The organism is Sanguibacter biliveldensis (genome assembly GCF_033798665.1).
In the GTDB taxonomy this organism is placed as follows: domain Bacteria; phylum Actinomycetota; class Actinomycetes; order Actinomycetales; family Cellulomonadaceae; genus Sanguibacter; species Sanguibacter inulinus.
Genome location: NZ_CP138359.1, coordinates 1,756,146 through 1,779,404 on the forward strand (window position 1 = coordinate 1,756,146; position 23,259 = coordinate 1,779,404).

At 70.9% G+C, this 23,259-nt stretch carries 19 protein-coding genes and 1 pseudogene; 15 read left to right on the top strand and 5 right to left on the bottom strand.

The genetic code is table 11. The features are described from left to right. Positions 1 to 89: 89 nt before the first annotated feature. The 3 genes from SANBI_RS07630 (at position 90) to SANBI_RS07640 (ending at position 4,786) form a co-directional block, all read left to right on the top strand. Entirely contained in the window at positions 90 to 2,909 is a 2,820-nt protein-coding gene (locus SANBI_RS07630) for a bifunctional acetate--CoA ligase family protein/GNAT family N-acetyltransferase (protein ID WP_319160496.1), read from the top strand. A gap of 78 nt (positions 2,910 to 2,987) precedes the next feature. Further along, on the top strand, positions 2,988 to 3,608 hold the full coding sequence (locus SANBI_RS07635) for a DUF5998 family protein (RefSeq protein ID WP_319160498.1): 621 nt from the start codon (positions 2,988 to 2,990) through the stop codon (positions 3,606 to 3,608). Next, entirely contained in the window at positions 3,605 to 4,786 is a 1,182-nt protein-coding gene (locus SANBI_RS07640; protein WP_319160500.1) for an alkaline phosphatase family protein, read from the top strand. Before SANBI_RS07635 ends, SANBI_RS07640 begins: the two co-directional genes overlap by 4 nt. A gap of 71 nt (positions 4,787 to 4,857) precedes the next feature. Here SANBI_RS07640 and sepH read toward each other — a convergent pair whose 3' ends face one another. Next, a complete protein-coding gene (gene sepH / locus SANBI_RS07645; protein ID WP_319160502.1) occupies positions 4,858 to 5,994 on the bottom strand; it encodes a septation protein SepH in 1,137 nt (378 codons plus the stop codon). Between the two features lie 112 nt (positions 5,995 to 6,106). Here sepH and SANBI_RS07650 point away from each other — a divergent pair, with 112 nt between their 5' ends. Both SANBI_RS07650 and SANBI_RS07655 read left to right on the top strand, forming a co-directional pair. Then, on the top strand, positions 6,107 to 6,964 hold the full coding sequence (locus SANBI_RS07650) for an inositol monophosphatase family protein (RefSeq protein WP_319160504.1): 858 nt from the start codon (positions 6,107 to 6,109) through the stop codon (positions 6,962 to 6,964). A 288-nt stretch (positions 6,965 to 7,252) separates the two neighbouring features. Next, on the top strand, positions 7,253 to 7,552 hold the full coding sequence (locus SANBI_RS07655; protein WP_056132214.1) for a DUF4193 domain-containing protein: 300 nt from the start codon (positions 7,253 to 7,255) through the stop codon (positions 7,550 to 7,552). Between the two features lie 51 nt (positions 7,553 to 7,603). Here the strand turns inward: SANBI_RS07655 and SANBI_RS07660 are convergent, their stop codons facing one another. After that, the gene (locus SANBI_RS07660) at positions 7,604 to 8,194 is read right to left on the bottom strand and encodes a DUF3093 domain-containing protein (RefSeq protein ID WP_319160508.1); all 591 of its coding nucleotides are present in this window, start codon (positions 8,192 to 8,194) and stop codon (positions 7,604 to 7,606) included. An 88-nt stretch (positions 8,195 to 8,282) separates the two neighbouring features. Here SANBI_RS07660 and dut point away from each other — a divergent pair, with 88 nt between their 5' ends. From dut to SANBI_RS07680, 4 genes and pseudogenes are all read left to right on the top strand, one after another. After that, entirely contained in the window at positions 8,283 to 8,756 is a 474-nt protein-coding gene (dut, locus tag SANBI_RS07665) for a dUTP diphosphatase (RefSeq protein ID WP_319160510.1), read from the top strand. A 131-nt stretch (positions 8,757 to 8,887) separates the two neighbouring features. Next, entirely contained in the window at positions 8,888 to 9,637 is a 750-nt protein-coding gene (locus tag SANBI_RS07670) for a DUF3710 domain-containing protein (RefSeq protein WP_319160512.1), read from the top strand. Further along, positions 9,637 to 10,005: an OB-fold nucleic acid binding domain-containing protein gene (locus SANBI_RS07675; protein ID WP_319160514.1), complete on the top strand. Its 369-nt coding sequence runs from the start codon at positions 9,637 to 9,639 to the stop codon at positions 10,003 to 10,005. The genes SANBI_RS07670 and SANBI_RS07675 overlap by 1 nt, the downstream gene beginning before the upstream one ends. A 178-nt stretch (positions 10,006 to 10,183) precedes the next feature. Beyond that, positions 10,184 to 10,753, top strand: a pseudogene (locus SANBI_RS07680) (DUF3159 domain-containing protein); the annotation flags it as partial. Here the strand turns inward: SANBI_RS07680 and SANBI_RS07685 are convergent. Together SANBI_RS07685 and SANBI_RS07690 are read right to left on the bottom strand one after the other, a co-directional pair. Further along, positions 10,710 to 11,459, bottom strand: coding sequence for a potassium channel family protein (locus SANBI_RS07685; protein ID WP_319160516.1), 750 nt, complete (start codon positions 11,457 to 11,459; stop codon positions 10,710 to 10,712). The pseudogene SANBI_RS07680 and the gene SANBI_RS07685 sit on opposite strands and share 44 nt — an antisense overlap. Then, the gene (locus SANBI_RS07690) at positions 11,459 to 12,109 is read right to left on the bottom strand and encodes a potassium channel family protein (RefSeq protein ID WP_056134036.1); all 651 of its coding nucleotides are present in this window, start codon (positions 12,107 to 12,109) and stop codon (positions 11,459 to 11,461) included. Before SANBI_RS07690 ends, SANBI_RS07685 begins: the two co-directional genes overlap by 1 nt. Before the next feature lie 195 nt (positions 12,110 to 12,304). Between SANBI_RS07690 and SANBI_RS07695 the strand changes: the two genes are divergently transcribed. Both SANBI_RS07695 and SANBI_RS07700 read left to right on the top strand, forming a co-directional pair. Then, a complete protein-coding gene (locus SANBI_RS07695; protein WP_179913505.1) occupies positions 12,305 to 14,314 on the top strand; it encodes an APC family permease in 2,010 nt (669 codons plus the stop codon). A gap of 47 nt (positions 14,315 to 14,361) precedes the next feature. Beyond that, entirely contained in the window at positions 14,362 to 15,675 is a 1,314-nt protein-coding gene (locus tag SANBI_RS07700; protein ID WP_319160518.1) for a class I SAM-dependent RNA methyltransferase, read from the top strand. Positions 15,676 to 15,901: 226 nt separating this feature from the next. Here the strand turns inward: SANBI_RS07700 and SANBI_RS07705 are convergent, their stop codons facing one another. After that, positions 15,902 to 16,168, bottom strand: coding sequence for a helix-turn-helix domain-containing protein (locus tag SANBI_RS07705; protein WP_056132231.1), 267 nt, complete (start codon positions 16,166 to 16,168; stop codon positions 15,902 to 15,904). Positions 16,169 to 16,446: 278 nt separating this feature from the next. Here SANBI_RS07705 and SANBI_RS07710 point away from each other — a divergent pair, with 278 nt between their 5' ends. The 4 genes from SANBI_RS07710 to SANBI_RS07725 all read left to right on the top strand — a co-directional run bounded on the left by SANBI_RS07710 (position 16,447) and on the right by SANBI_RS07725 (position 23,135). Further along, positions 16,447 to 17,010, top strand: coding sequence for a helix-turn-helix domain-containing protein (locus SANBI_RS07710; RefSeq protein ID WP_319160522.1), 564 nt, complete (start codon positions 16,447 to 16,449; stop codon positions 17,008 to 17,010). Positions 17,011 to 17,091: 81 nt separating this feature from the next. Continuing rightward, on the top strand, positions 17,092 to 17,499 hold the full coding sequence (locus SANBI_RS07715; RefSeq protein ID WP_319160523.1) for an ImmA/IrrE family metallo-endopeptidase: 408 nt from the start codon (positions 17,092 to 17,094) through the stop codon (positions 17,497 to 17,499). A 131-nt stretch (positions 17,500 to 17,630) separates the two neighbouring features. Beyond that, on the top strand, positions 17,631 to 20,045 hold the full coding sequence (locus tag SANBI_RS07720) for an HAD-IC family P-type ATPase (RefSeq protein WP_319160525.1): 2,415 nt from the start codon (positions 17,631 to 17,633) through the stop codon (positions 20,043 to 20,045). A 267-nt stretch (positions 20,046 to 20,312) separates the two neighbouring features. Continuing rightward, entirely contained in the window at positions 20,313 to 23,135 is a 2,823-nt protein-coding gene (locus SANBI_RS07725; RefSeq protein ID WP_319160527.1) for an aconitate hydratase, read from the top strand. Positions 23,136 to 23,259: the final 124 nt, after the last annotated feature.

Consider the following 23,259-nt stretch of genomic DNA (forward strand, 5'->3'; position numbering starts at 1 on the left):
GGAGGCGCGGAGGGTTCTGGCCCACAGTTTCGCACGAGAGTCGGTGTGCCAGCCCCCGAGCCGCGCCCACGGGCGCATAGCCTGTACCTGTGACCACCCCACCTGACTCTTCCGCCGACGACGGCGTCGCGACAGAGGCCGGCTACCCGCAGGAGTGGGAGGCCGACGTCGTCCTCTCGGACGGGACCACCGCCCACCTGCGCCCGATCACCGCGGCCGACCGCGACGCGCTGCAGCGCTTCCACACCGCGCAGTCCGAACGGTCCACCTACATGCGGTTCTTCGCCGCGATGGAACGACTCTCGGCCCGCGACCTGACCCGTTTCACCGTCCTGGACCACCGTGACAGGGTCGCCCTCGTCGCGGTGACCTCGGCTGCGGACGGCTCCGAGCAGATCATCGGTGTCGCCCGCTTCGACACCATCGCGCCCCGCGAGGCCGAGGTCGCCTTCAACATCGCCGACTCCCACCAGGGCCGGGGGCTCGGCTCCGCGCTGCTCGAGCACATCGCCGCCGCGGCCCGCGAGGTGGGCATCACGCACTTCACGGCGGAGGTCCTGCCGCAGAACGGCAAGATGCTCGCCGTGTTCCGCGAGGCCGGGTACGAGACCACCCAGCACGTCGACGACGGCATCGTCACCGTGAGCATCGACCTCGACCCGACCGAGCGCTCGCGGCAGGTGATGATCGACCGGGAGCACCGCGCCGAGGCCCGCAGCATGGTCGGGCTCTTCACCCCGCGCTCGATCGTCGTGGTCCCGCCTGGCGACGCCGACGCGACGAGCCTGCAGGCGCGGATGGCCGCCCGGGCGATCAGCGCCCACCTGCGCGACGGTGACGTCACCATGACCGTCGTCGGGGCGACCGACGCGCTGCGCGCCGAGATCGGCGACCCGACAGGCCTGCGCTTCGTCGACACCCTCGACGACGTCGAGGCGCCCGTCGACCTGGCGCTCGTCGTCGCGCACCCCGCCGACACGCTCGCGACGGTCCGCTCCCTCGCCCGCCTCGGTGTCCGAGGCGTCGTCGTCTCCGGCCCCGGCTATGCCGAGACCGGAGCCGAAGGGCTCGCGCTCCAGCGCGAGATCGTCCGGACCGCGCACGCCGCCGGGATGCGCGTGGTCGGCCCGGGCTCGTACGGGATGTTCGCCCGCCGGCCCGAGGGGGTCTTCAACGCCTCGCTCGCCCCTGTGCTCCCGCCGGCCGGCACCGTCGGGATCTTCTGCCAGTCGGCGCCGATGGCCGTCACCGTCCTCGCGACGGTGTGGCGGCGCGGCGTCGGTGTCTCGTCCTTCGTCTCGGCAGGCAACCGGGCGGACGTGTCGGGCAACGACCTCATGCAGTTCTGGCAGGACGACGAGTCGACCGACGTCGCCGGGCTGTACCTCGAGTCGATCGGCAACCCGCGCAAGTTCTCGCGGATCGCCCGGCGGCTCTCGCTCGTCAAGCCCGTCGTGGTGGTCACCGCGGGCCGCTCTGGCCACGTCGTCCCGGCCGGCCACGCCGTGCGGCCGACGCGGGCGCCGCGCCGCACCCTCGAAGAGATGTTCCGCCAGTCCGGGGTCGTCCGCGCCGAGAACACCCACCAGATGCTCGACATCATCCAGCTCTTCGCGCACCAGCCGCTGCCCTCGGGTCGTCGGGTCGGGATCGTCGCCGGCTCGGCGCCGCTCTCGGCGATCGTCGCGGAGGCCGCCGGCACCGCCGGGCTCGTGGTGACCAGCCACGTCGCCGTCGTGCGGGAGGACGCGACCGAGGAGGAGAACCTCGCGGCGATCGACGCCGTCTACGCCGAGGGTGCCTGCGACGTGGTGGTCGCCGTCCACGTGCCCGTCCTCGGCGGGACCGACGCGAGGTTCTGCGCTGCCGTCGCACAGGCCGCGGCCCGCTCGGGCCGACCGACCGTCGCGAGCGTCCTCGGTCTCCACGGGCTGCTGCCCGAGCTCACCGTCGAGGTCCCGGCCGAGCGCGCCGAGCAGGGGGACGTCCCCGCACCGGCGCCTGCGGCGGCCGCCGAGGGCGGGGCGGCTGCGCGCACCGTCACGGTGCCTGCGTACTCCACGCCCGAGGACGCCGTCCAGGCCCTCGGCGCCGTCGTGCGCTACGCCACGTGGCGCCACCAGGACCACGGCACCCCGCTCACCTACTCCGACGTCGACGTGGCCGGGGCCCGCGCGGTGATCGACAGGCACACCGTCGAAGGACGTCGCACAGCGCTCCCGGCCGACGAGGTCAGGGCGCTGCTCGCCTGCTACGGCATCGACGTCTGGGAGTCCGTGCCCGTCCGGGACGCCGACGAGGCCGTCGCGGCCGCGCACCAGCTCGGCTGGCCCGTCGCCCTCAAGAGCACGGCCGAGTCCTTGCGCCACCGCGCCGACCTCGGAGGTGTGCGCCTCGACATCCTCGACGAGGCCGAGCTGCGGACCGACGTGGCGCAGATGCAGTCGTCGCTCGTCGACCACGTGCCCGAGCTCCGCCACCCTGCAGCCCGTCCGCTCGAGGTCCAGCGCATGGCCCCGGCCGGGGTCGCCTGCGTCATCCGGTCGACCGAGGACGAGCTCTACGGACCCGTCGTGTCCTTCGGGCTCTCGGGCGACGCCGTCGACCTGCTCGGCGACGTCAGCTACGGCGTGCCGCCGCTCACGACGACCGACGTGGCCCACATGGTGCGCTCGGTCCGCGCAGCACCACGCCTCTTCGGCTACAAGGGCCTGCCGCCGGCCGACGCCGCAGCGATCGAAGACCTCATCGGACGGGTCAGCGAGCTCGCCGACGACCACCCCGAGGTCCGGTCCCTCGAGCTCTACCCCGTCGTCGTCGCCGAGCGCGGGGCCGCAGTGCTCAGCGCACGCGTGAGCGTCGAGGCAGCCAACCGCAAGGACGGCCTGCGCCGGGCGCTGCCAGACTGAGACGGCTCGGTCAGGGCGGGGTGACCAGGGCCGGTGACCAGGGCTGGGTGACCAGGTCGAGGTGACTAGGATGGTCGGGTGTCCTCGACCAGCAGCCGTGACCTCTCCGCAGACCTCCGCCGACAGCTCGACAGGGCCGGGTACTACCCCGAGCTCGTCGCCGACGTCCTCGACGTCGCCATCGCCGACGAGCCCGTCGAGGCTCACCTCGTGCACGTCGAGACGACCTTCGCGACCTCTGAGGTCCGCCGCCACGTGACGGTGCTCGTCCTCACGTCGTCGCGGCTCGTCCTCGCGCACGTCGACGACCACGCCTCCGAGGACCCCGAGGCCGGGCAGCAGGACGCCCGCTCGAGCGCCGCCGCGACGACCGAGGCCGTGCCGCTCGCCAAGATCACCTCGGTCGTCCTCACCCACATGGTCGACGCCCCCGAGAAGCACGTCTCCGGCGCAGCGCCCACGGAGCTGACCCTGGCTGTCGGCTGGGGTGCGGTCTCCCGCATCGATCTCGAGCCCGCCCAGTGCCCCGACCCGCAGTGCGAGGCAGACCACGGCCTCACAGGGTCGATGGCCAACGACGACGTGCTCGTGCGGGTGAGCGCGCAGGCCGAGGGAGTCGAGGCTGTCCGCTCAGCGGTCGCCTTCGCGAAGGCGCTCTCGGCGGCGACGGGCTACGCAGCGCACGGCGGGCAAAGGTGACCGACGGGCCTGCGCCCCTCACCGCGACAGCCGAGGCCCTCGGGCTCCTCGTCCCCGACCGCACGGGCCGCTCTCTCGCGTCGGTCCTGCCGGCCGCCGCCGCGGCCCTCGGGGTCGTCGACGACGCCGGGCGCAACGCCGCCGCGCAGGCTGCTCTCGGGCTCCCGTCCGCCGAGCGTGTGTGCGTGGTGCTCGTCGACGGCCTGGGCTTCGACAACCTCAGCGAGCGCAGCGGGCACGCGCCCTTCCTCAGGTCTCTGCTGCGCGACGACGCCGTCATCACCTGCGGCTTCCCGTCCACGACCGCGGTGTCGATGGGCATCTTCGGGACGGGGGCCGGTCCCGGGCGCACGGGCATGCTCGGCTACACGGTGCGCGACCCGCACACCGGGACGCTCGCGAACCTCGTCTCGTGGGACGGTGCTCCCGAGCCCACGGACCTCCAGCGGGAGCCCACGGTCTTCGAGCAGCTCAGCTCCGCCGGAGTGCGGGTCACGTCGATCGGACCGGAGCGCTTCGCAGCGTCGGGCATGACCCGTGCGGCGCTGCGCGGGGCCAGGTACTGGAACGCCGAGAGCCTCGAGTCGCGCGTCGACGCCGCTGCCTTCGAGCTCATGACCCCCGGTCTCGTCTACCTGTACTGGGGCGACGTCGACAAGGTCGGCCACCACGAGGGCTCGGAGTCGTGGCAGTGGGGCGACGCCCTCGAGCTCGCCGATCGCGAGCTCGCTCGTCTGCAGTCCGTCCTCCCGCCGGGGACCCAGGTGGTCGTGACCGCCGACCACGGGATGGTCGACGTCGACAGGGCTCGTCAGCGCGACGTCGCCCAGGTCGCAGCGCTGCACGAAGGTGTCAAGGTCGTGGCGGGGGAGCCGCGTGCCGTCCACCTGCACGCGACCAAGCGCAAGAACGCCGGGTCGCTCGCCGAGCGCTGGCGCGACGTCCTCGGCGACGACGCCCTCGTGGCGACCAAGGCCGAGGTGATCGAGGCCGGCTGGTTCGGCGAGGTCGCCGAGCACGTCGAGCCGTGGATCGGCGACGTGCTCGTCGCGGCGCGCGGCCGGGCGACCGTCGTCGACTCGAGGGTGCAGTCACCCCGGTCGATCGCCCTCGTGGGTGTGCACGGCTCGTTGACCCCGCGCGAGATGCGTGTCCCGTACCTGACCTTCACGGTCTGAGGACTGCAGACGCCGAGAGGCCCGGTCCGCACGGACCGGGCCTCTCGGCGTCTAGGGGCTGGCGGAGGCGCTCAGTCCTGCTTGCCGCCGAACACGATCTCGTCCCAGCTGGGCACCTTCGAGCGACCACGGCGGGTCGGGCGGGCTGGGGTCTTCTCCGCCGCAGGCTCGGCCTCGGGTGCCTCGGCGGCTGTCTCGGTCTCGGCTGCCTCGTCGGCGGTGCTCTCAGCGTCGTCGACAGGCACCGACAGCGGGGGCAGCGCGTAGACGCGGGCCTCCAGCAGGCCCGTCCCCGGCTCGGCCGGGTGCGCTCCGGGCACGTCGCCGACAGGCAGGTCGTCGTCGTGGTCGGCGAAGGCCGTCGCCGGGCCGAAGCCCTCGAACAGCGCCTCGTCCTCACCGAGCTCGAGCTGCTGACGGACACCACGGCGGCCCTGGAGGTCGTCGAGGATCGCCGCGGTCTGGTCCAGCTCGCTCGGCGTCTCGGGAGCCTGGGGCTCAGAGGGGCGCAGCAGCCTCGGGTCCAGGTCGACGGCGTCGAGCACGGGACGGACCGAGCCGTCGGACTCGAGGTCGTACACGGACGAGCGCACCGACGCGAGGTGACGGCGGGGGATCGGCTCGTCGGCGATCTCGGTCTCCGAGAGCCAGCGGGCCTCGTCCTCGAGGGCGTGCAAGGAGCGTGCGGGCGGGTCGAAGGTCCAGCGGGCGAGGCGGTCCTGACCGCCGACGCTGAAGGCGACCGACACGATCCAGCCGTGGCCGTCGGGACGCGAGGCGTCCCACTCGAGCTCCGAGGTCTCGACGCCGCGGGCCGCGAGCCTGTCGGTCACGAGGTCGCCGAGGCTCGGCGAGCTGTTGTCACGGCCCACCCGGGTCGCGGCAGCCTGCTGCGCGATGAACTGGCGCTCGGCGAGGACGGGGCCCTCGTAACGGCGCACCTGCGCGACGGTGATCCCCGACTCGGCCGCGATCTCCTCGGCGGTCAGCCCAGAACGGACCCGCGCCTGGATCTCGCGCGGGGCGAGGAATCCCTGCTCCTGCGTCTTGAGGTGCTCCAGACGCGAGCGGTCGCGTCGCACCGCCGCGCGCAAGCCGTCAGTGATCGCCAGACGGAACGTCTCGCCCCCGGGGCGCGACAGCACGAGGTGCTCCCCGTCGTCGTGCAGCCCGACGAGTCGCAGCTCACCTGCATCCTGCTCAGCCATTGGTCCTCCTGTGGCACCTGAAGGTGCCAGCGTGCCACCTCTACACCCCGCACCCGCGCACCCGGGTCGGTGTGCCGCGGCACCAGATTGTCACGTCGGGCAGGATGAGGACATGACCTCTCCAGCTGCTCCTGCCTCTGCTCCCGTCCCCGACGCCGCGCTCGTCAGCGAGCTGCGCCGTCTCGCCGAGCGGGTCGCTGCCGAGGCGGCCGACCTCGTCCGGACCACCAGCCCGGCCCGCGTCGAGGTCGCCGCGACCAAGTCCTCGCCCGTCGACGTCGTCACGGCGATGGACGCGGCCTCCGAGTCGCTGCTGCGCCGGCTGATCCTCGAGGCCCGCCCCGACGACGCGATCTTGGGGGAGGAAGACGGTCACGTCGCCGGGACGAGCGGGTTGACGTGGGTGGTCGACCCGATCGACGGCACCGTCAACTACCTCTACGGCATCCCGGCCTACGCGGTGTCGGTCGCGGTGGTCGCCGGGTCGGGGGACCCCGAGGAGTGGGAGGCCCTCGCCGGGTGCGTCGTGCGCGTCCCGGACGGACGCTCGTGGTCCGCCGGGAGGGGCGAGGGCGCGACGGTCGACGGCGAGCCGATCCACGTCAACGAGCCGACAGACCTCTCGCTGAGCCTGGTCGGCACGGGCTTCGGGTACGCCTCAGAACGCCGGGCCGCCCAGGCCCAGGTGCTCACGCAGGTCCTGCCCAGGGTGCGCGACATCCGGCGGATCGGGTCTGCCGCCCTCGATCTCTGCATGGTCGCGGAGGGGCAGCTCGACCTCGTGTACGAGCGCGGGCTGAACCCGTGGGACATGGCCGCCGGTGCGCTGCTGGTGACCGAGGCGGGTGGGACCGTGTCGGGTCTGCGGGGGCGGGGCGCGAGCCCGGACATGACCGTCGCCGGGCCTGGTCCGTCGGTCGACGCGCTGGTCACGCTGCTCACCGGGCTGGACGCAGACAGCGGCGCCTGAGGGTGGACTGAGGGGTGTCTCCGGTGCACTAGGGTGGGCGGCTCCACCCCGCTCCGAGCGTCCGCGCCCGGGTCCGTCGCGTGCCGATGCGGGTGGAGATCTCGACGTGAGGTGCGCCGCGCCCGGAAATGATGGACAATCCCATCGCCACCCGGGAACAACCGGGCGGGCGCGAGCATTACAGCACTAGCAATCCCGGAGCACCAGCACTGAGTTGCGACACACCGAGTGACGTGCGAGTCACCTCGGCGACCACCGATACATCTGCACTGGAGTGTGAGCCCACACATGGCAACTGACTACGACGCCCCCCGCAAGACAGAGGAAGACCTCAGCGAGGACTCGCTCGAAGAGCTCAAGGCGCGTCGTTCCGACAAGAGCTCAGGCGTTGTCGACGAGGACGAGACGGAGGCGGCCGAAGGCTTCGAGCTTCCCGGTGCCGACCTCTCGGGCGAAGAGCTCTCCGTCCGGGTGCTCCCGCGCCAGGCTGACGAGTTCACCTGCGCGAGCTGCTTCCTCGTCCACCACCGCAGCCAGCTGGCCAGCGAGAAGAACGGCCAGCAGATCTGCTCGGAGTGCGCTGCCTGACACCGTCGGGCTCGCACTCATGCTCGACAGGGCGGCTGCGTCTGGTCCAGGTCAACCCTGGGCCGTGACCGCAGCCGCCAGGTCGTCTGGCCTCCGGGTCGAGACGACCCAGAACGGCGTCGGGTCGGCAGGGTCGACCACGTTCGCCCGGATCGCACCACCGGTCCAGGTCCGCAGGCACGCGAAGGCGCGTGCGTCCCACCCTGTGCCCATCTGCTCCCGGACCCCCTCGCGGTCGAGCGTCACGACGTCGGCCAGCAGGCTGGTCGGGATCTCGGTTCCTCCAGCGCGCAGGACCCCGTCGCGGACCTCGACGACAGGGGCTGTCCACCACGCGACCGCGCAGCCGACCACAAGAGTCACGACAGCGGTGACCACGGCGGCGACAGGCCCCGCGACGGTCAGCGCGACACCGAGGACCAGCGCGAAGGCGACGATGCCGAACCACCCGGCAAGGCTGGGCAGGAGACGCTCGGAGTGCAGCACGCCCGCGGCCGGCCTGGAGACCCCTGCCGGGCCCGACGAGGCTGCGTGCGCAGGCGTTGCGGCAGGCGCCGGCAGGCCGCCGGCGGGGCTCGCGGGGGAGTGCGGGCTGCTCTCGGGGCGGTCGGCGTGCGGCTCGTGCGACGGTGCTGAGGTCATGCCTCCATCATCGCAGGCGTGCCGTGCCCGCAGTCCTCGTCCACAGGGTCGTCGTGCGCGCCTCCGCGAGCCGTTAGAGTCACCTACCGTGACTACGCAGAACCCCGAGGTCCTCATCACCCTGCTCGACGACGGCATCCCGGTGCCGTCCTACGCGCACCCCGGCGACGCCGGCGCCGACCTGGTGACCCGGGTCGACGTGACGCTGGCTCCTTTCGAGAGGGCGACGGTGCCCACGGGAGTCTCGATCGCGCTGCCTGACGGCTACGCGGCCTTCGTGCACCCGAGGTCGGGGCTCGCCGCGCGGCACGGCCTGACGATCGTCAACGCGCCCGGGACCGTCGACGCGGGCTACCGCGGAGAGATCGCGGTGACGCTCTACAACTCCGACCCGACCGAGACGCTCACGCTGTCCAGGGGCGACAGGATCGCCCAGCTCGTGGTCCAGCAGGTCGCGCGCGCCAGGTTCGTCCAGGCGGAGCGGCTGCCCGGCTCCGCGCGCGGTGCGGGCGGGTTCGGGTCGAGCGGCGGATGGTCAGGTTCACCCTCAGCACAGAAGTAGTTCACGTGCCGCGCTGCGGCATAGTCTTGTCACAAGCAGGTCACGGCGGACCAGGATCGCGCCGACCGAGAGGTCGACGTCCCGCCGTGCCACGTGCGACGCACGTGCACCCATCCGAAGGAGACGAACCAGTGGCTCTGTTCCGACGCGGCCCCAAGGGAGCTGACGCGACCGCGCAGGCTCCCGGTGCCGAGACCGAATCCGCTCCGGCACAGGACGGCGCTGCGCCGACCGCCGGCGCCGACTCGTCCGGACCAGAGGGTGACGGCGCCGCCGACGCCGTCGGCCCCTTCGACGTCTCCGAGGTCCCAGAGCTCGGGGCCCGTGTCGACCTCGGGGCGCTCCGCGTTCCCGGCGTGGCCGGCATGGAGCTCCGCATGGAGGTCGACCAGAAGACCAACCGGGTGACGGGTGCAGGTCTCGCCCTGGAGGGCTCGGCGCTCCAGGTGCAGGCCTTCGCGGCCCCGCGCACCGACGGCATCTGGGACGAGATCCGCGCCGAGATCGCCGACTCGATCGTCAAGCAGGGCGGGTCTGTCGACGACGTCCCCGGCCCCTTTGGCCGAGAGCTCCTCGCACGCCTGCCCGCCCGCACCCCCGACGGGCGGACCGGGCACCGTCCCGCACGCTTCATCGGGCACGACGGCCCGCGCTGGTTCCTCCGGGGTGTCATCAGCGGCAAGGCTGCGGTCGACGTCGAGGAGGCCAAGACGCTCGAAGGGCTGTTCCGGCAGATCGTCGTGGTCCGTGGTGACGACGCACGCCCGCCGCGTGACCTCCTCTCGCTCACGCTGCCCGGCAAGCGCCAGCCCGAGACACCCGTCGCCCCGCCGACCTTCGACCCGTTGAACCGCGGTCCCGAGATCACCGAGATCCGCTGATGAGCCTGCGCACGGCGCTGCACTCTGTGCTCGCCTCCCAGGAAGAGATCGCGGCTGTCGAAGAGCGGACGGACTCGTCCGCGCAGGTCGGCTGCATCGCCGCCGCGACGGCGGGCAACCGCGTCCAGGTCGAGCTCTCCGGAGTCATCCGCTCGGTCGTCCTGCGCCCGCGCGAGGGTGTCCCCGCGCTCGAGGCCGAGCTGTACGACGGGTCGGCCTCGATCGACCTCGTCTGGCTGGGACGTCGCCGCATCGCAGGGATCGAGCCCGGTCGGCGTGCGCGCGTGTCTGGTCTGGTCTGCCAGATGGGTGACCGGGCGACCATCTACAACCCGCGCTACGAGCTCCGGGCCCGACCCGGTGAGTGACGGCGCGGGCCGCGAAGACCCGGGCCAGGTCCAGCCGCCGGTCACCTCCCGGGCAGGGGCCGAGGACAGCTCTGGAGCTCCTGGCGCGGCGACCGCAGGAGCAGGTGTCCGCGCACTCGCCTCAGACGACTTCTCGATGGTCGACTCGGTCGGCGGCATCCGCGGGGTGGTCGAGGCGATGGCCCCAGGGCTCGTCTTCGTCGTGCTCTACGTCGCGACCCGCGAGCTCATGCCGCCGCTCGTCGCGTCGCTGGCTGTCGCCGTGGCGGCCGTCGCCGCCCGGCTGGTCCAGCGCACCCCGGTGACCCAGGCCTTCGGGGGCCTCTTCGGCGTCGCGATCGGCGTGTTCTGGGCCTGGAGGTCCGGGGACGCCACCCAGTACTTCGCCTACGGTCTGTGGACCAACGGCGCCTACCTGGCCGTCATGCTGGTCTCGGTCGCCGTGTCCTGGCCGATCGTCGGCGTGGTCGTCGAGGCGCTCCGTGGCGGTTTCGGTGCGACGTCGCAACCGGCTCGTCAGCCTGGCCCGGCGACGGATCAGGCGGATCAGACGGACGGCGATCCTGTCGAGGCCGCCGCCCCCGCACCCGTCTTCTCGACGGCGTGGCGCAGCGACCCTGCGCTCCTTCGCCGGTACACCCTCGCCACGTGGCTCTGGATCGGCATGTTCGCCCTGCGTCTCGCGGTCCAGATCCCGCTGTACTTCAGCTCGTCGGTGGGATGGCTGGGGACTGCTCGGCTGGTGATGGGTGTCCCGCTGTGGGCACTGGTCCTGTGGGGGACGTGGTTGCTGGTCCGCCGACCAGCAGCGCCTGCAGCTCGGTGAGCGTCGACTCCTGACCCGTGACGATCAGCAGCTCGTCGCCGGCCTCGAGTGTGTCGTCGACTGTCGGCGCGATCGGGAGCGTGCCCCGCACGATCGCCGCGAGCACGGTGTCTTTGGGCCACGTGATGTCGCCGAGGCGCTGACCGGCCAGGACTGAGTCCGCCGGCAGGGTGATCTCGAGGATGTCCGCGCCGGACTGGTGGAAGGTGAAGATCTTCACGAGGTCGCCGACCGACACGGCCTCCTCGACCATCGCGGTCATGATCCGCGGGGTCGAGACGGCGACGTCCACGCCCCACGACTCGTCGAACATCCACTCGTTCTTGGGGTTGTTCACGCGGGCGACCGTGCGCGGCACGCCGAACTCTGTCTTGGCGAGCAACGAGATGACCAGGTTGGCCTTGTCGTCGCCTGTCGCCGCGACGATGACGTCGCACTCGTCCACCTTGGCCTCGGTGAGCGTCGGCAGCTCGCAGGCGTCGGCCAGCAACCACTCGGCCTCGGGCACCTGGGCCACACGCATCGACGTCGGCTGGTGGTCGATGATGGTCACGTCGTGGTCGTTGGCGATGAGCTCTCGGGCGATCGACCGACCGACAGATCCTGCTCCGGCGATGACGACGCGCATCAGACCTCTACCTTCGGGGCGTGGGTGAGGATGCGCTCCATCGTGGTCGACGCATCGGTGTGGACCAGGACGTGCAAGATGTCGTTCTCCTGCAGCACGGTCTCGGGCTGGACGATCACGCCGTCGCCGTAGCGCGTGACGAAGGCCGACTTCGCGCCGCTGGCCTCGTCGATCGCGCGGATCGAGCGGCCGTACCAGCCGGGGTGCACGTCGACCTGGGCGAGGCGGATCTGACCGGAGGGGTCTCGGTACTCGTCGGTGGCTCCCATGGGAAGCATCCGGCGGAGCATCTGGTCGGCGGTCCAGCGGACCGTCGCGACTGTCGAGATCCCCAGGCGCTGGTAGATCTCGGCCCTGTGGGGGTCGTAGATCCGGGCGACGACGTTCTCGATCCCGTAGGTCTCACGGACCACGCGGGCCGCGAGGATGTTCGAGTTGTCGCCGTCCGAGACGGCCGCAAATCCGTAGGTGTCGTCGATCCCCGCCTGGTGGAGGGTGTCGCGGTCGAACCCGAGACCGGTCACCTTCTTCCCACCGAAGTCGGGGCTCAACCGACGGAACGCGTCAGCGTTCTGGTCGATGACCGCGACGGAGTGACCGTTGTTCTCGAGCGACTGGGCCAGAGTGGCGCCGACGCGCCCACATCCCATGATGACGAAGTGCACAAGCCGGAACGCTACTCCAGGTTCACGCCCGTGGGTACCTGCGACGGCCGTGCGACGGGCCAGCAGCCCGCCTCCGTGACCGGCTGCAGAGCCGCGACCGACCCGGTGACGGGACTGCACACCAGAACGTGACCGCAGATCCGTCCCGAGACCGCCGAAACAGGCCTAGCATTGCTCAACGTGTCGGACATTGCTGATGCCGCCAAGCGGCTCCTCCTCGGACGTCCAGTCCGCAGCGAACACCTGGGGCATACCCTCCTGCCGAAGCGCATCGCGCTGCCGGTCTTCGCCTCGGACGCGCTCTCGTCCGTCGCCTACGCCCCCGACGAGATCCTGCTGACCCTCGCGGTCGCCGGGTTCACCGCCACGACGATCTCCCCGTGGGTCGGCCTCGCCGTCGTCCTCGTGCTGATCACCGTCGTCGCCTCGTACAGGCAGAACGTGCACGCCTACCCCTCGGGCGGCGGTGACTACGAGGTCGCGACCGAGAACCTCGGCCCGAGCGCCGGTGTCGGTGTCGCGAGCGCGCTCATGGTCGACTACGTCCTCACCGTCGCGGTGTCGATCTCCTCCGGCGCGCAGTACGCGGCGAGCGCGATCCCGGCGCTGCGGGACCACGAGGCCACCTTCGCGATCGTGCTCGTCGCGCTGCTGACGCTCGTGAACCTGCGAGGGGTCAAGGAGTCCGGCCGGTTCTTCGCGATCCCCGTCTACCTCTTCATGTTCGCCATCGGGGTCACCGCCGTCGTCGGGTTCTTGCGGCACCTGACCGGCAACCTGCCGATGGCGGAGAGCGCGACCTTCGAGCTCGTCGCGCAGCCTGGCTTCGACGAGGGGCTGACTGGTCTGGCCGGGGCCTTCCTCATCGCCCGGGCTTTCGCCTCGGGCTGTGCGGCCCTGACGGGTGTCGAGGCCATCAGCAACGGTGTCCCGGCATTCCAGAAGCCCAAGTCCAAGAACGCTGCGACCACCCTCGCGCTCCTCGGCGGCATCTCGGCCCTGATGATCCTCGTGATCCTCTTCCTCGCCCGGCTCACCGGCGTCCACTACGCGGAGAACCCTCACGAGCAGCTGACCTCGGGCGGGCAGGCCCTCCCGGTCGACTACGTGCAGCACCCGGTGATCGGCCAGCTCGCCGAGGCCGTGTTCCAGGGCGTCCCCTTCGCCTTCTACATCGTCTCGGCGGTGACGGGGCTCATCCTCGTGCTCGCCGCGAACACAGCCTTCAACGGCTTCCCGGTGCTCGGATCCATCCTCGCCAAGGACGGCTACCTCCCGCGCCAGCTCCACACCCGCGGTGACAGGCTCGCCTTCTCCAACGGCATCCTCACCCTGGCGGCCGGGGCGATCATCCTCATTTGGGCCTTCGACGCCGAGGTCACCCGCCTGATCCAGCTGTACATCGTGGGGGTCTTCGTCTCCTTCACGCTGTCTCAGCTGGGCATGGTCCGGCACTGGACCGACAAGCTGCGGACCGAGACCGACCCCAAGGTGCGGTCGCAGATGACACGCTCGAGGATCGTCAACTCGATCGGCTTCGCGATGACCGGGACCGTGCTGGTCATCGTGCTGCTCACCAAGTTCACGCACGGTGCGTGGATCGCGCTGCTCGCGATGGCTGCGGTGTTCGTGCTCATGAAGTCGATCCGCAAGCACTACGACTCGGTGTCTGAGGAGATCGAGCTCGGCGAGGACCCGTCGTCCTCTCGGGCGCTGCCGAGCCGGGTGCACGCGATCGTGCTCGTGTCCAAGCTGCACAAGCCGACGATGCGGGCGATCGCCTACGCCCGCGCGTCGCGGCCCAACACGCTCGAGGCGCTCACCGTGGGTGTCGACGCCGAGGACGTCGAGCGCCTCACAGCCCAGTGGGAGAGCCTGGACATCCCTGTCCCGCTCCGGGTCCTCGACTCCCCGTTCCGCGAGATCACCCGGCCGATCCTCGGGTACGTCCGGTCGGTGCGGCGCGAGAGCCCCCGTGACCTCGTCGTGGTGTACATCCCCGAGTACGTCGTCGGGCACTGGTGGGAGCAGCTGCTCCACAACCAGAGCGCGCTGCGGCTCAAGGGGCGTCTGCTCTTCACTCCCGGTGTGGTCGTGGCCTCGGTCCCGTGGCAGCTCTCGTCGAGCCAGGGGCAGACGGGCCTGGAGGGCACCGGGTACGCCGCCAAGAAGCGCAGGGTCGGCTACTAGGCAGACGTCTGGTGGGACCCGGGCCAGACGCCTGGGATACTTGTCGGGTGCCTACCACCCCTGAGTCATCCGAAGCCCTGAACGACGCCGCCGACACCCCTGAGACCGCTCCGCTGGTCGAGCTCGAGATCGGCCGCATCGCCCACGGTGGGCACTGCGTCGCGCGGTACGACGGTCGGGTCGTCTTCGTGCGGCACACGCTGCCCGGCGAGACCGTCCGTGCGCGTCTGACCGACTCGGGGGAGACCTCGAAGTTCTGGCGCGCCGACGCCGTCGAGATCCTCGTCGCCTCCCCGGACCGGGTCCGGTCGGCCTGGCCGCAGGCCGGGGCCGACGGCGTCGGCGGCGGAGAGCTCGCGCACGTCTCCCTCGAGGCGCAGCGGCGCTGGAAGGCCGGGGTCGTCGAAGAGCAGCTGCAGCGCCTCGCGAAGATCGAGCGCACAGTGGTCGTCGAGCCCGCCCCGGGTGACGACGAGCGCGGTGGCCTCGGATGGCGCACCCGCATCGACCTCGTCGCCGACGCGGACGGCCGCGCCGGCATGCGCCAGTTCCGTTCGCACGACGTGCTCCCGCTGAGCACCATGCCGCTGGCCACCCCCGAGGTCCTGGCTGCCGCCGAGGCCGAGAAGATCTTTGCGAAGCGCTGGACGCCCGGTGCCGAGATCGAGGTCGTGGCCCCGGCCGACGGTTCTGACCCGATCGTGCTGCTCGACGGGCAGGTGCTCCGCAACGGCCACCTCGACACCCGTCCGAACGTGCGTCGCTCGGTCACCGAGACCGTGACCGTCGACGGCGAGGCCTTCACCTACAAGGTCGCCGCCGACGGGTTCTGGCAGGTGCACCGCGAGGCCCCCTCGCTCCTCGCCCAGGTGGTTCTCGACGCTGCCCGCGGGGGAGCCGACGGCGACCTCACCGACGCCACAGTCGTCGACCTCTACTCAGGGGCCGGGCTGTTCACGGTCCCGCTCGCCAAGGCCGTCGGGCCCGTCGGGAGGGTCGTCGCTGTCGAGGGCGACGAGCGTGCCGTGAAGGACGCTCGTCGCAACGCTCACGCCTACGAGCAGGTCGAGCTGCACGTCGGCCAGGTCGACACCGTGCTGCGGACCGCCGGTCACGGCGCGATCGCCGGGGCCGACGTCGTCGTCCTCGACCCGCCGCGTACGGGTGCAGGAGCCAAGACCGTCGCGCAGATCGTGGCGCTCGCGCCGAGCCGCATCGTGTACGTCGCCTGCGACCCTGCAGCGCTCGCCCGCGACATCGCCTACCTCGCGAAGGACGGCTACGAGCTCGAGAGCGTCCGCGCCTTCGACCTCTTCCCGATGACGCACCACGTGGAGTGCGTGGCTGTCCTGACGCGGTAGGCCGCAGCCTGCCGGACGCGCCGGGGATGGGCGCCCGATCGCCGAGGGTGCCGGGTTGACGGGCGCCAGGCTGCTGAGCGTGCCAGACCGCTGAGCGTGCTCGCTCAGTCGTGCCCTGAAGCCATCTGAGGCACCGGTCGACCGCACGCAGCGGACGACCGGTGCCTCAGATGGTGGTGCACCGCCGGAAGGGCAGGGGTTCCTCGCCGGCGGCAGCTCGGTGGTGTCACACAGGTGGGCGTGTTCCCACGGGTCGGACATGGGTGACGTTGCGCTCCACAGCGCGCTCGGACACCGTGAAGAGCGTGCCGCTGCGGACACGGACGGCCTCCTCGATGCGTTCGGCGACATCGGGGCGGCAGCTGCGCTTCTCTCCTGTCAGCAGCATGTGGATGAACTGGCGCGAGCACCCTGCGCGGCGTCCCAGACGAGCCTGGTTGATGCCGGCGAGCATCATGTAGGCCTTGAGGAGCCTCGGGTCTCGCAGCCTCATCGCCGTCCTCTCTCCGCGGTCTGTGATGTTTCTATGCTTGCGTCTGTTTTGACCGGAGTCAACCCTTTGGAGACCATCCTTTCCTCACGGGTTGACAGGTCATATGTCCGACAAGCGCCACGCGGGTGATTGTCCCTTCCCGCGCGGTCCATCCTGGTTGACATATCTTTGTGCCGCAGGCGCGGCACCCGCTCGCCCTGATCTCCCGCGACGCGCGACGGCTCTCCTCGGATCTCCGGGACCGGCCGGTGTGCGTCGCCGACGAAGGGCAAGGATCGATGCACGCACTCCAGAGGCTGCTCCGGGACGGGCTCGCACGCAGAGGGTGGAACCAGTCAGACCTGGCGCGCGAGTCGGGTCTGTCCAAGCAGGTCGTGTCGAAGCTCTTGCGCGAGGGCAGGGCCCCGGTCGCGCGGCTCTTGAGGGACACGACCGTCGAAGGGCTCGCCCGCGCCCTCCAGGTCGACGTCGGGGTCGTCCGCGCCGCGATCGCGGAGGAGATGGGGCTGCCCGGCAGCGAGGTCCAGGTGGTGTACGACGCCCGTGGGGTGGCCGACGACGACCTCATCCGTGAGCTGGCGCGCAGGCTCGGGGCTACGTCGGCAGCGCGTTCCGCCGAGGATGGCGGTCCGCGGCTCTCGCTCGTCCTGGCAGCCCCTGTAGCGACGAGCATCGAGCCCGAGGGCTCAGACGCCCCGACCTCGACGTCCGAGACTGAGACTGTCACCTGGGCGGCGAGGACAGGGGAGCCTGACCAGCCACCGGGTCTGGTCGACGGCAGCGCGGACCAGCTGCCTGGTGGCAGGGTGCAGGACGACCCGGAGAGCCCGGACCCCGTGTGACGGAGCATCGTGCCGGAGCCCCTTGGGTCCGGGGCTGTGGACAACGGTCGTGGGCGCGCAGGCCCGCGTAGCGTCGCACCTGTGTTCAACCCGTGGCGGCGCCTGCGTGAGCTCGACCATGTCGAGCTCCGGTGGATCGTCATGCCGGGTGTCCTCGGCGCCACGGACGGCGCCGGGGCGATCCAGCTCCACCCGCACCAGTCCCAGGCCCAGCGGCGTTCGACCCTCGCGCACGAGCTCGCCCACCTCGAGCTGCGTCACGGTCCAGGCTGCACGGAGCGCGAGGAGAGGGAGGCCGGCGCCCTGGCCGCGCGGTGGCTCGTCTCTCTCGACGACCTCGTGGACGCAGCTCGCTGGGCGAGGTCGTGGGGGGAGTTCGCCGACGAGCTGTGGGTGGACGTCGAGACCGTGCGGATCCGGCTCGCCACCCTCGCGGACTCTGAGCGCGAAGAGCTCCTGCGGGCCCGCGGCGAGGAAGGGCTGCCGTGAGCGGGTCGGGAGCGGGTCGTGAGCAGAGTGAGGGCCCGTCGTGGGCCGGTCATGGGCTGGGCGGCTCCAGGTCGACGGTCAGGGGGCCCAGGTATGGTGATGCCCCACACCTTCACGCAGGGAGAACGCCAGTGCACGGACTGACGTCCGAAGAGGTCGCCGACCGGAGGTCGCAGGGCCTCGTCAACACGGTCGACACGACCACCTCTCGCTCCTTCGTCGACATCCTCCGCGAGAACGTCTTCACGCTCTTCAACGGCATCCTCCTGGTCGCACTCGTGCTCGTGCTGCTCACAGGGCGGTGGGCTGACGCGCTGTTCGGCTTCGTCATCGTCATCAACGCCGCGATCGGCATCGTCACGGAGTACCGCGCCAAGCGGACCCTGGACAACCTGGCGATCCTCGACGCGCCCTTCGCGCGGGTGCTCCGCGACGGTGCTGAGCAGCAGGTGCGTCTCGAGGAGATCGTCCAGGACGACGTGGTGCACCTCGGCACCGGGGACCAGGTGCCGGCGGACGGCACCGTGCTGAGCTCGGCCGGCCTCGAGATCGACGAGTCGATGCTCACGGGCGAGTCTCGGTCGGTCCACAAGGCCGTCGACGACGAGGTGCTCTCAGGGTCCTCCGTCGTGGCGGGGAGCGCGGCCTTCCGTGTGACGCGCGTGGGGATCGACGGCTATGCCAACAAGATCACGGCAGTGGCCAAGCAGTACTCGACTGTCCAGTCCGACCTGCGCGACGGGGTCAATAAGGTCTTGCGGGTGGTGTCTTTCGCCATCGTCCCGATCGCCCTGCTCCTCGCCTGGAGCCAGCTCCGTGCGACCGGCGGCTGGGACACCGCCTTCGAGGACGGGCACTGGAAGGACGCCGTCGTCGCGGCCGTCGCCGGTGTGGTCGGCATGATCCCCGAGGGGCTCGTGCTCCTCACCTCCCTCAACTTCGCGCTCGCCGCGATGATCCTCGCCCGGCAGAAGGTCCTCGTGCAGGAGCTCGCGGCCGTCGAGATCCTCGCTCGGGTCGACGTGCTCTGCCTCGACAAGACCGGCACGATCACCGACGGCACAGTCTCGCTCACCAGCCTCGAGACGCTCGCCGAGCTGCCCGGGGCGCTCGAGGCGCTCGCCGCGATCGCGACGGACCGTGAGGGCAACGCCACGTCGAAGGCGATCGCCGCCGGGGTCGCCGCCGTCGTCCCCGCCCAGGTCCTCGCTGCCGTGCCCTTCTCCTCGGCCCGCAAGTGGAGCGCGCTCGAGACCGCCGACGGCGTCTGGGTCATGGGCGCTCCTGAGCTCCTGCTCGGACGACGCGACGACGACGGCGCGGCCCGCGCCCGGACCGTCGTCGCCCGGGAGGCCGGGACAGGTGCGCGCGTGGTCCTGCTCGCCCGGACCGACGAGCCGCTCCCGGCTCCTGACGGCGGCCTGCCCGGCGACCTGCAGCCTGCTGTCGTCGCCGTGCTGGGGGAGCGGGTGCGACCTGACGCCGCGCAGACCCTCGCCTACTTCCGCGAGCAGGGTGTGCGGACCACGATCATCTCGGGTGACAACCCCAAGACCGTGGCCGCGATCGCGACCCGTGTCGGCCTGCGCGGGGAGGGCGTCGTGGTCGACGGCTTCGACGCCCGCGACCTCCCTGTCGACGACCCGGCGGCGCTCGCACAGGTCGCCCGCGACTACGACGTCTTCGGCCGGGTGTCGCCCGAGCAGAAGCGGGACCTGGTCCACGCCCTCCAGTCCGACGGGCACGTCGTCGCGATGACCGGCGACGGCGTCAACGACGCCCTCGCGCTCAAGGACGCCGACCTGGGCATCGCGATGGGCAACGGTGCCGGGGCGAGCAAGGCCGTCGCCCGCATCGTGCTCGTCGACGGTGCGTTCTCGACCCTGCCCGGCGTCCTCGGCCAGGGGCGCCGGATCATGGCGAACATGGAGCGCGTCGCGACGCTGTTCCTCTCCAAGACGACGTACGCGGCGCTGCTCGCCGTGGTCGTCGTGCTGCTCTCCTGGGACTACCCGTTCTTGCCGCGCCACATGACGATCATCGGCGCGCTGACCATCGGCATCCCAGCGTTCCTGCTGTCCCTGCCGCCGAACAACCAGCGCTTCGTCGCCGGGTTCCTCAGGCGGTGCCTGTCCTTCGCCATGCCTGTGGGGATCGTGGTCGGCTCGCTCGTCCTGGGCATCTACGCCTTCGTCTGGGACAGCGACTCCCTCGTCCAGGGCCGCACTGCCGTCTTCATCGTGCTCATCTCCGTCGGGCTGTGGGTCGTCGGCGTGCTCGCCCGCCCGTGGCAGCTGTGGAAGGTCGCGATGATCGTGGTGCTCGCAGCAGCCGCAGTCGGCGTGCTGCTCGTCGAGCCGGCCCGTGAGCTCGTCAGCCTCGAGTACCCGAGCCGAGAGTCCGCGCCATGGATCGCGGCGACAGCCGTGGTCGGGTGCCTGGCGGTCGAGGCGATCCACAGGTGGTTCACGCCGTGGCTCGTCGGTCGCGCTCGCACGCCCGAGACGCTGGTCGTCGAGACCACTCCGCCTGCGCGCTCGGCCTAGACGACGCGGCTCCGGCGGTCGTCCGCGGAGGGAGGCCGTCGCCGCGGCTGACGAGGCCGCGCATCGGAGAGACTCGCGCTCGTATATATCTTGACGTCAAGATACATGCGGTATGCTGGTCCCGGATTCGACGACAGCGCCTCGAGCGGCTCGTCGAGCACTGCCCGGCTACGCTGGGCGAAGCCCCCAAGTACCAGGTGCACCAGCCGGGCGGACGTCTCGCCGACTCCCTCGCGCACCTGTCTCGCCGAAGATGAAGGAGCCTACGTGAGCAGCGTGGACACGTTCGGGTCGAAGGGAACTCTCGAGGTCGATGGCACCTCGTACGAGATCTTCCGGCTCTCCGCAGTTGAAGGGACGGACAAGCTTCCGTTCAGCCTCAAGGTTCTCGCCGAGAACCTCCTCCGCACCGAAGACGGCGCGAACATCACCGCTGACCACGTCAACGCCCTGGCCTCCTGGGACCCTGACGCACAGCCGGACACCGAGATCCAGTTCACCCCTGCGCGCGTGATCATGCAGGACTTCACGGGTGTGCCCTGCGTCGTCGACCTCGCCACCATGCGCGAGGCCGTCGCCGACCTCGGCGGCGACCCGGAGCGTGTGAACCCGCTCGCCCCCGCCGAGCTCGTCATCGACCACTCGGTCCAGATCGACGTCGCCGGTCGCGCCGACGCCTTCGAGCGCAACGTCGAGCTCGAGTACGAGCGCAACCGTGAGCGCTACCAGTTCCTGCGCTGGGGCCAGACGGCCTTCGACGACTTCAAGGTCGTCCCCCCGGGCACCGGGATCGTCCACCAGGTCAACATCGAGTACCTGGCCCGCACCATCATGACCCGAGAGGTCGACGGGGTCCTGCGCGCCTACCCCGACACCTGCGTCGGCACCGACTCGCACACGACGATGGTCAACGGCCTCGGCGTGCTCGGCTGGGGCGTCGGTGGCATCGAGGCCGAGGCCGCGATGCTCGGTCAGCCCGTCTCGATGCTCATCCCGCGCGTCGTGGGCTTCAAGCTCACGGGCGAGATCCCCGCGGCCGTCACCGCGACCGACGTCGTCCTGACGATCACGCAGCAGCTGCGCGAGCACGGTGTCGTCGGCAAGTTCGTCGAGTTCTACGGAGAAGGTGTCGCGGCCGTGCCGCTCGCCAACCGAGCGACCATCGGCAACATGAGCCCCGAGTTCGGCTCGACCGCGGCGATCTTCCCGATCGACGGCGTCACGCTCGACTACCTGCGCCTCACCGGCCGCTCCGCAGAGCAGCTCGCTCTCGTCGAGGCGTACGCCAAGGAGCAGGGCATGTGGCTCGACCCCTCGGCCGAGTCCTACATCGAGCCGAAGTTCTCCGAGTACCTCGAGCTCGACCTCTCGACGGTCGTCCCGAGCATCGCCGGCCCCAAGCGTCCGCAGGACCGTATCGAGCTCACGGACGCGAAGAGCTCTTTCGCGACGTCGATCCTCGACTACGTCGACGCCGCCGCTGCAGCCCCGTTCACGGGCCTCGACGAGTCGGTCGACGAGACCTTCCCGGCCTCGGACCCCATCGCCGCGGGCGAGCACCACGACCCGAGCGACGCGCCCGACCACGTCCCGAACGGTGACTCGTCCAAGCGCCCGCACAAGCGTGTGCCCCTGACGCTCGCCGACGGCACGCAGACCGAGCTGGACCACGGCAAGGTCGTCATCGCCTCGATCACGTCGTGCACCAACACCTCGAACCCGTCGGTCATGCTCGCTGCGGCGCTCCTGGCCAAGAAGGCCGTGGAGAAGGGCCTCGTGGCCCAGCCGTGGGTCAAGACCTCCATGGCCCCCGGGTCCAAGGTCGTCACCGACTACTACGAGAAGGCGGGCCTGTGGCCCTACCTCGAGAAGCTCGGCTTCCACCTCGTCGGCTACGGCTGCGCGACCTGCATCGGCAACTCCGGTCCGCTGCCCGAAGAGGTCTCTGCAGCGGTCAACGAGCACGACCTGTCGGTCGTCTCGGTGCTCTCGGGCAACCGCAACTTCGAGGGTCGCATCAACCCTGACGTGAAGATGAACTACCTCGCGTCCCCGCCGCTGGTCATCGCCTACGCCCTCGCCGGCACGATGGACTTCGACTTCGTCGCCGAGCCCCTCGGTCAGGACCAGGACGGCGCGGACGTGTTCCTCGCCGACATCTGGCCCTCGGCCGACGAGGTGCAGCGGACGATCGACACGTCGATCAACCGCGAGATGTTCACGACCGACTACGCGGACGTCTTCGCCGGTGACGAGCGCTGGCGCGCCCTGCCCACCCCCGAGGGCAACACCTTCGCGTGGGACTCCGAGTCGACGTACGTGCGCAAGCCCCCGTACTTCGACGGCATGTCGATGACTCCCGACCCCGTGACCGACATCTCCGGTGCTCGCGTCCTCGCCAAGCTCGGCGACTCGGTCACGACCGACCACATCAGCCCTGCTGGTGCGATCAAGCCGGGCACCCCGGCCGCGGAGTACCTCGCGGGCAACGGTGTCGAGCGTCGTGACTTCAACTCCTACGGCTCGCGCCGCGGGAACCACGAGGTGATGATCCGCGGGACCTTCGCGAACATCCGCCTGCGCAACCAGCTCCTGGAGAACGTCGAGGGTGGCTACACCTTCAACTTCGTCACGGGCCAGCAGTCGTTCATCTACGACGCCGCGCAGGACTACGCCGCGCAGGGCACCCCGCTCGTCATCCTCGGGGGCAAGGAGTACGGCTCCGGCTCGTCGCGCGACTGGGCTGCCAAGGGCACGGCGCTCCTCGGCGTCAAGGCTGTCATCACCGAGAGCTTCGAGCGGATCCACCGCTCGAACCTCATCGGCATGGGCGTCCTGCCTCTGCAGTTCCCGGCTGGCGAGAACGCCGAGTCCCTCGGGCTCGACGGCACGGAGACCTTCGACATCTCGGGTGTCACCGTCCTCAACGACGGATCGACCCCCTCGACCGTCAAGGTCGCCGCGACGAAGACCGACGGCACGCTCGTCGAGTTCGACGCCGTCGTGCGCATCGACACCCCGGGCGAGGCGGACTACTACCGCAACGGCGGGATCCTGCAGTACGTGCTCCGGTCGCTCGTCCAGAAGTGACCTGACACCACCGGTACCAGAGCGGGGCGTCCATCCTTCACCGGGTGGGCGCCCCGCTGTGCGTTCCCCGCAGCGCCCGCTCGGGCGCCCCCGTCGTGCTGCGACGAGGCAGTGCTCCGCTCTG

What these genes read in the sequence shown, in the direction of transcription:
- SANBI_RS07690 (WP_056134036.1), bottom strand. Translation starts at nt 12,109, where the DNA reads ATGGGATGTGGGCGCGTCGGCGCCACTCTGGCCCAGTCGCTCGAGAAC.
- SANBI_RS07650 (WP_319160504.1), top strand. Translation starts at nt 6,107, where the DNA reads ATGACCTCTCCAGCTGCTCCTGCCTCTGCTCCCGTCCCCGACGCCGCG.
- SANBI_RS07710 (WP_319160522.1), top strand. Translation starts at nt 16,447, where the DNA reads ATGCACGCACTCCAGAGGCTGCTCCGGGACGGGCTCGCACGCAGAGGG.
- SANBI_RS07685 (WP_319160516.1), bottom strand. Translation starts at nt 11,459, where the DNA reads ATGCGCGTCGTCATCGCCGGAGCAGGATCTGTCGGTCGGTCGATCGCC.
- SANBI_RS07705 (WP_056132231.1), bottom strand. Translation starts at nt 16,168, where the DNA reads ATGAGGCTGCGAGACCCGAGGCTCCTCAAGGCCTACATGATGCTCGCC.
- SANBI_RS07675 (WP_319160514.1), top strand. Translation starts at nt 9,637, where the DNA reads ATGAGCCTGCGCACGGCGCTGCACTCTGTGCTCGCCTCCCAGGAAGAG.
- sepH (WP_319160502.1), bottom strand. Translation starts at nt 5,994, where the DNA reads ATGGCTGAGCAGGATGCAGGTGAGCTGCGACTCGTCGGGCTGCACGAC.
- SANBI_RS07660 (WP_319160508.1), bottom strand. Translation starts at nt 8,194, where the DNA reads ATGACCTCAGCACCGTCGCACGAGCCGCACGCCGACCGCCCCGAGAGC.
- SANBI_RS07655 (WP_056132214.1), top strand. Translation starts at nt 7,253, where the DNA reads ATGGCAACTGACTACGACGCCCCCCGCAAGACAGAGGAAGACCTCAGC.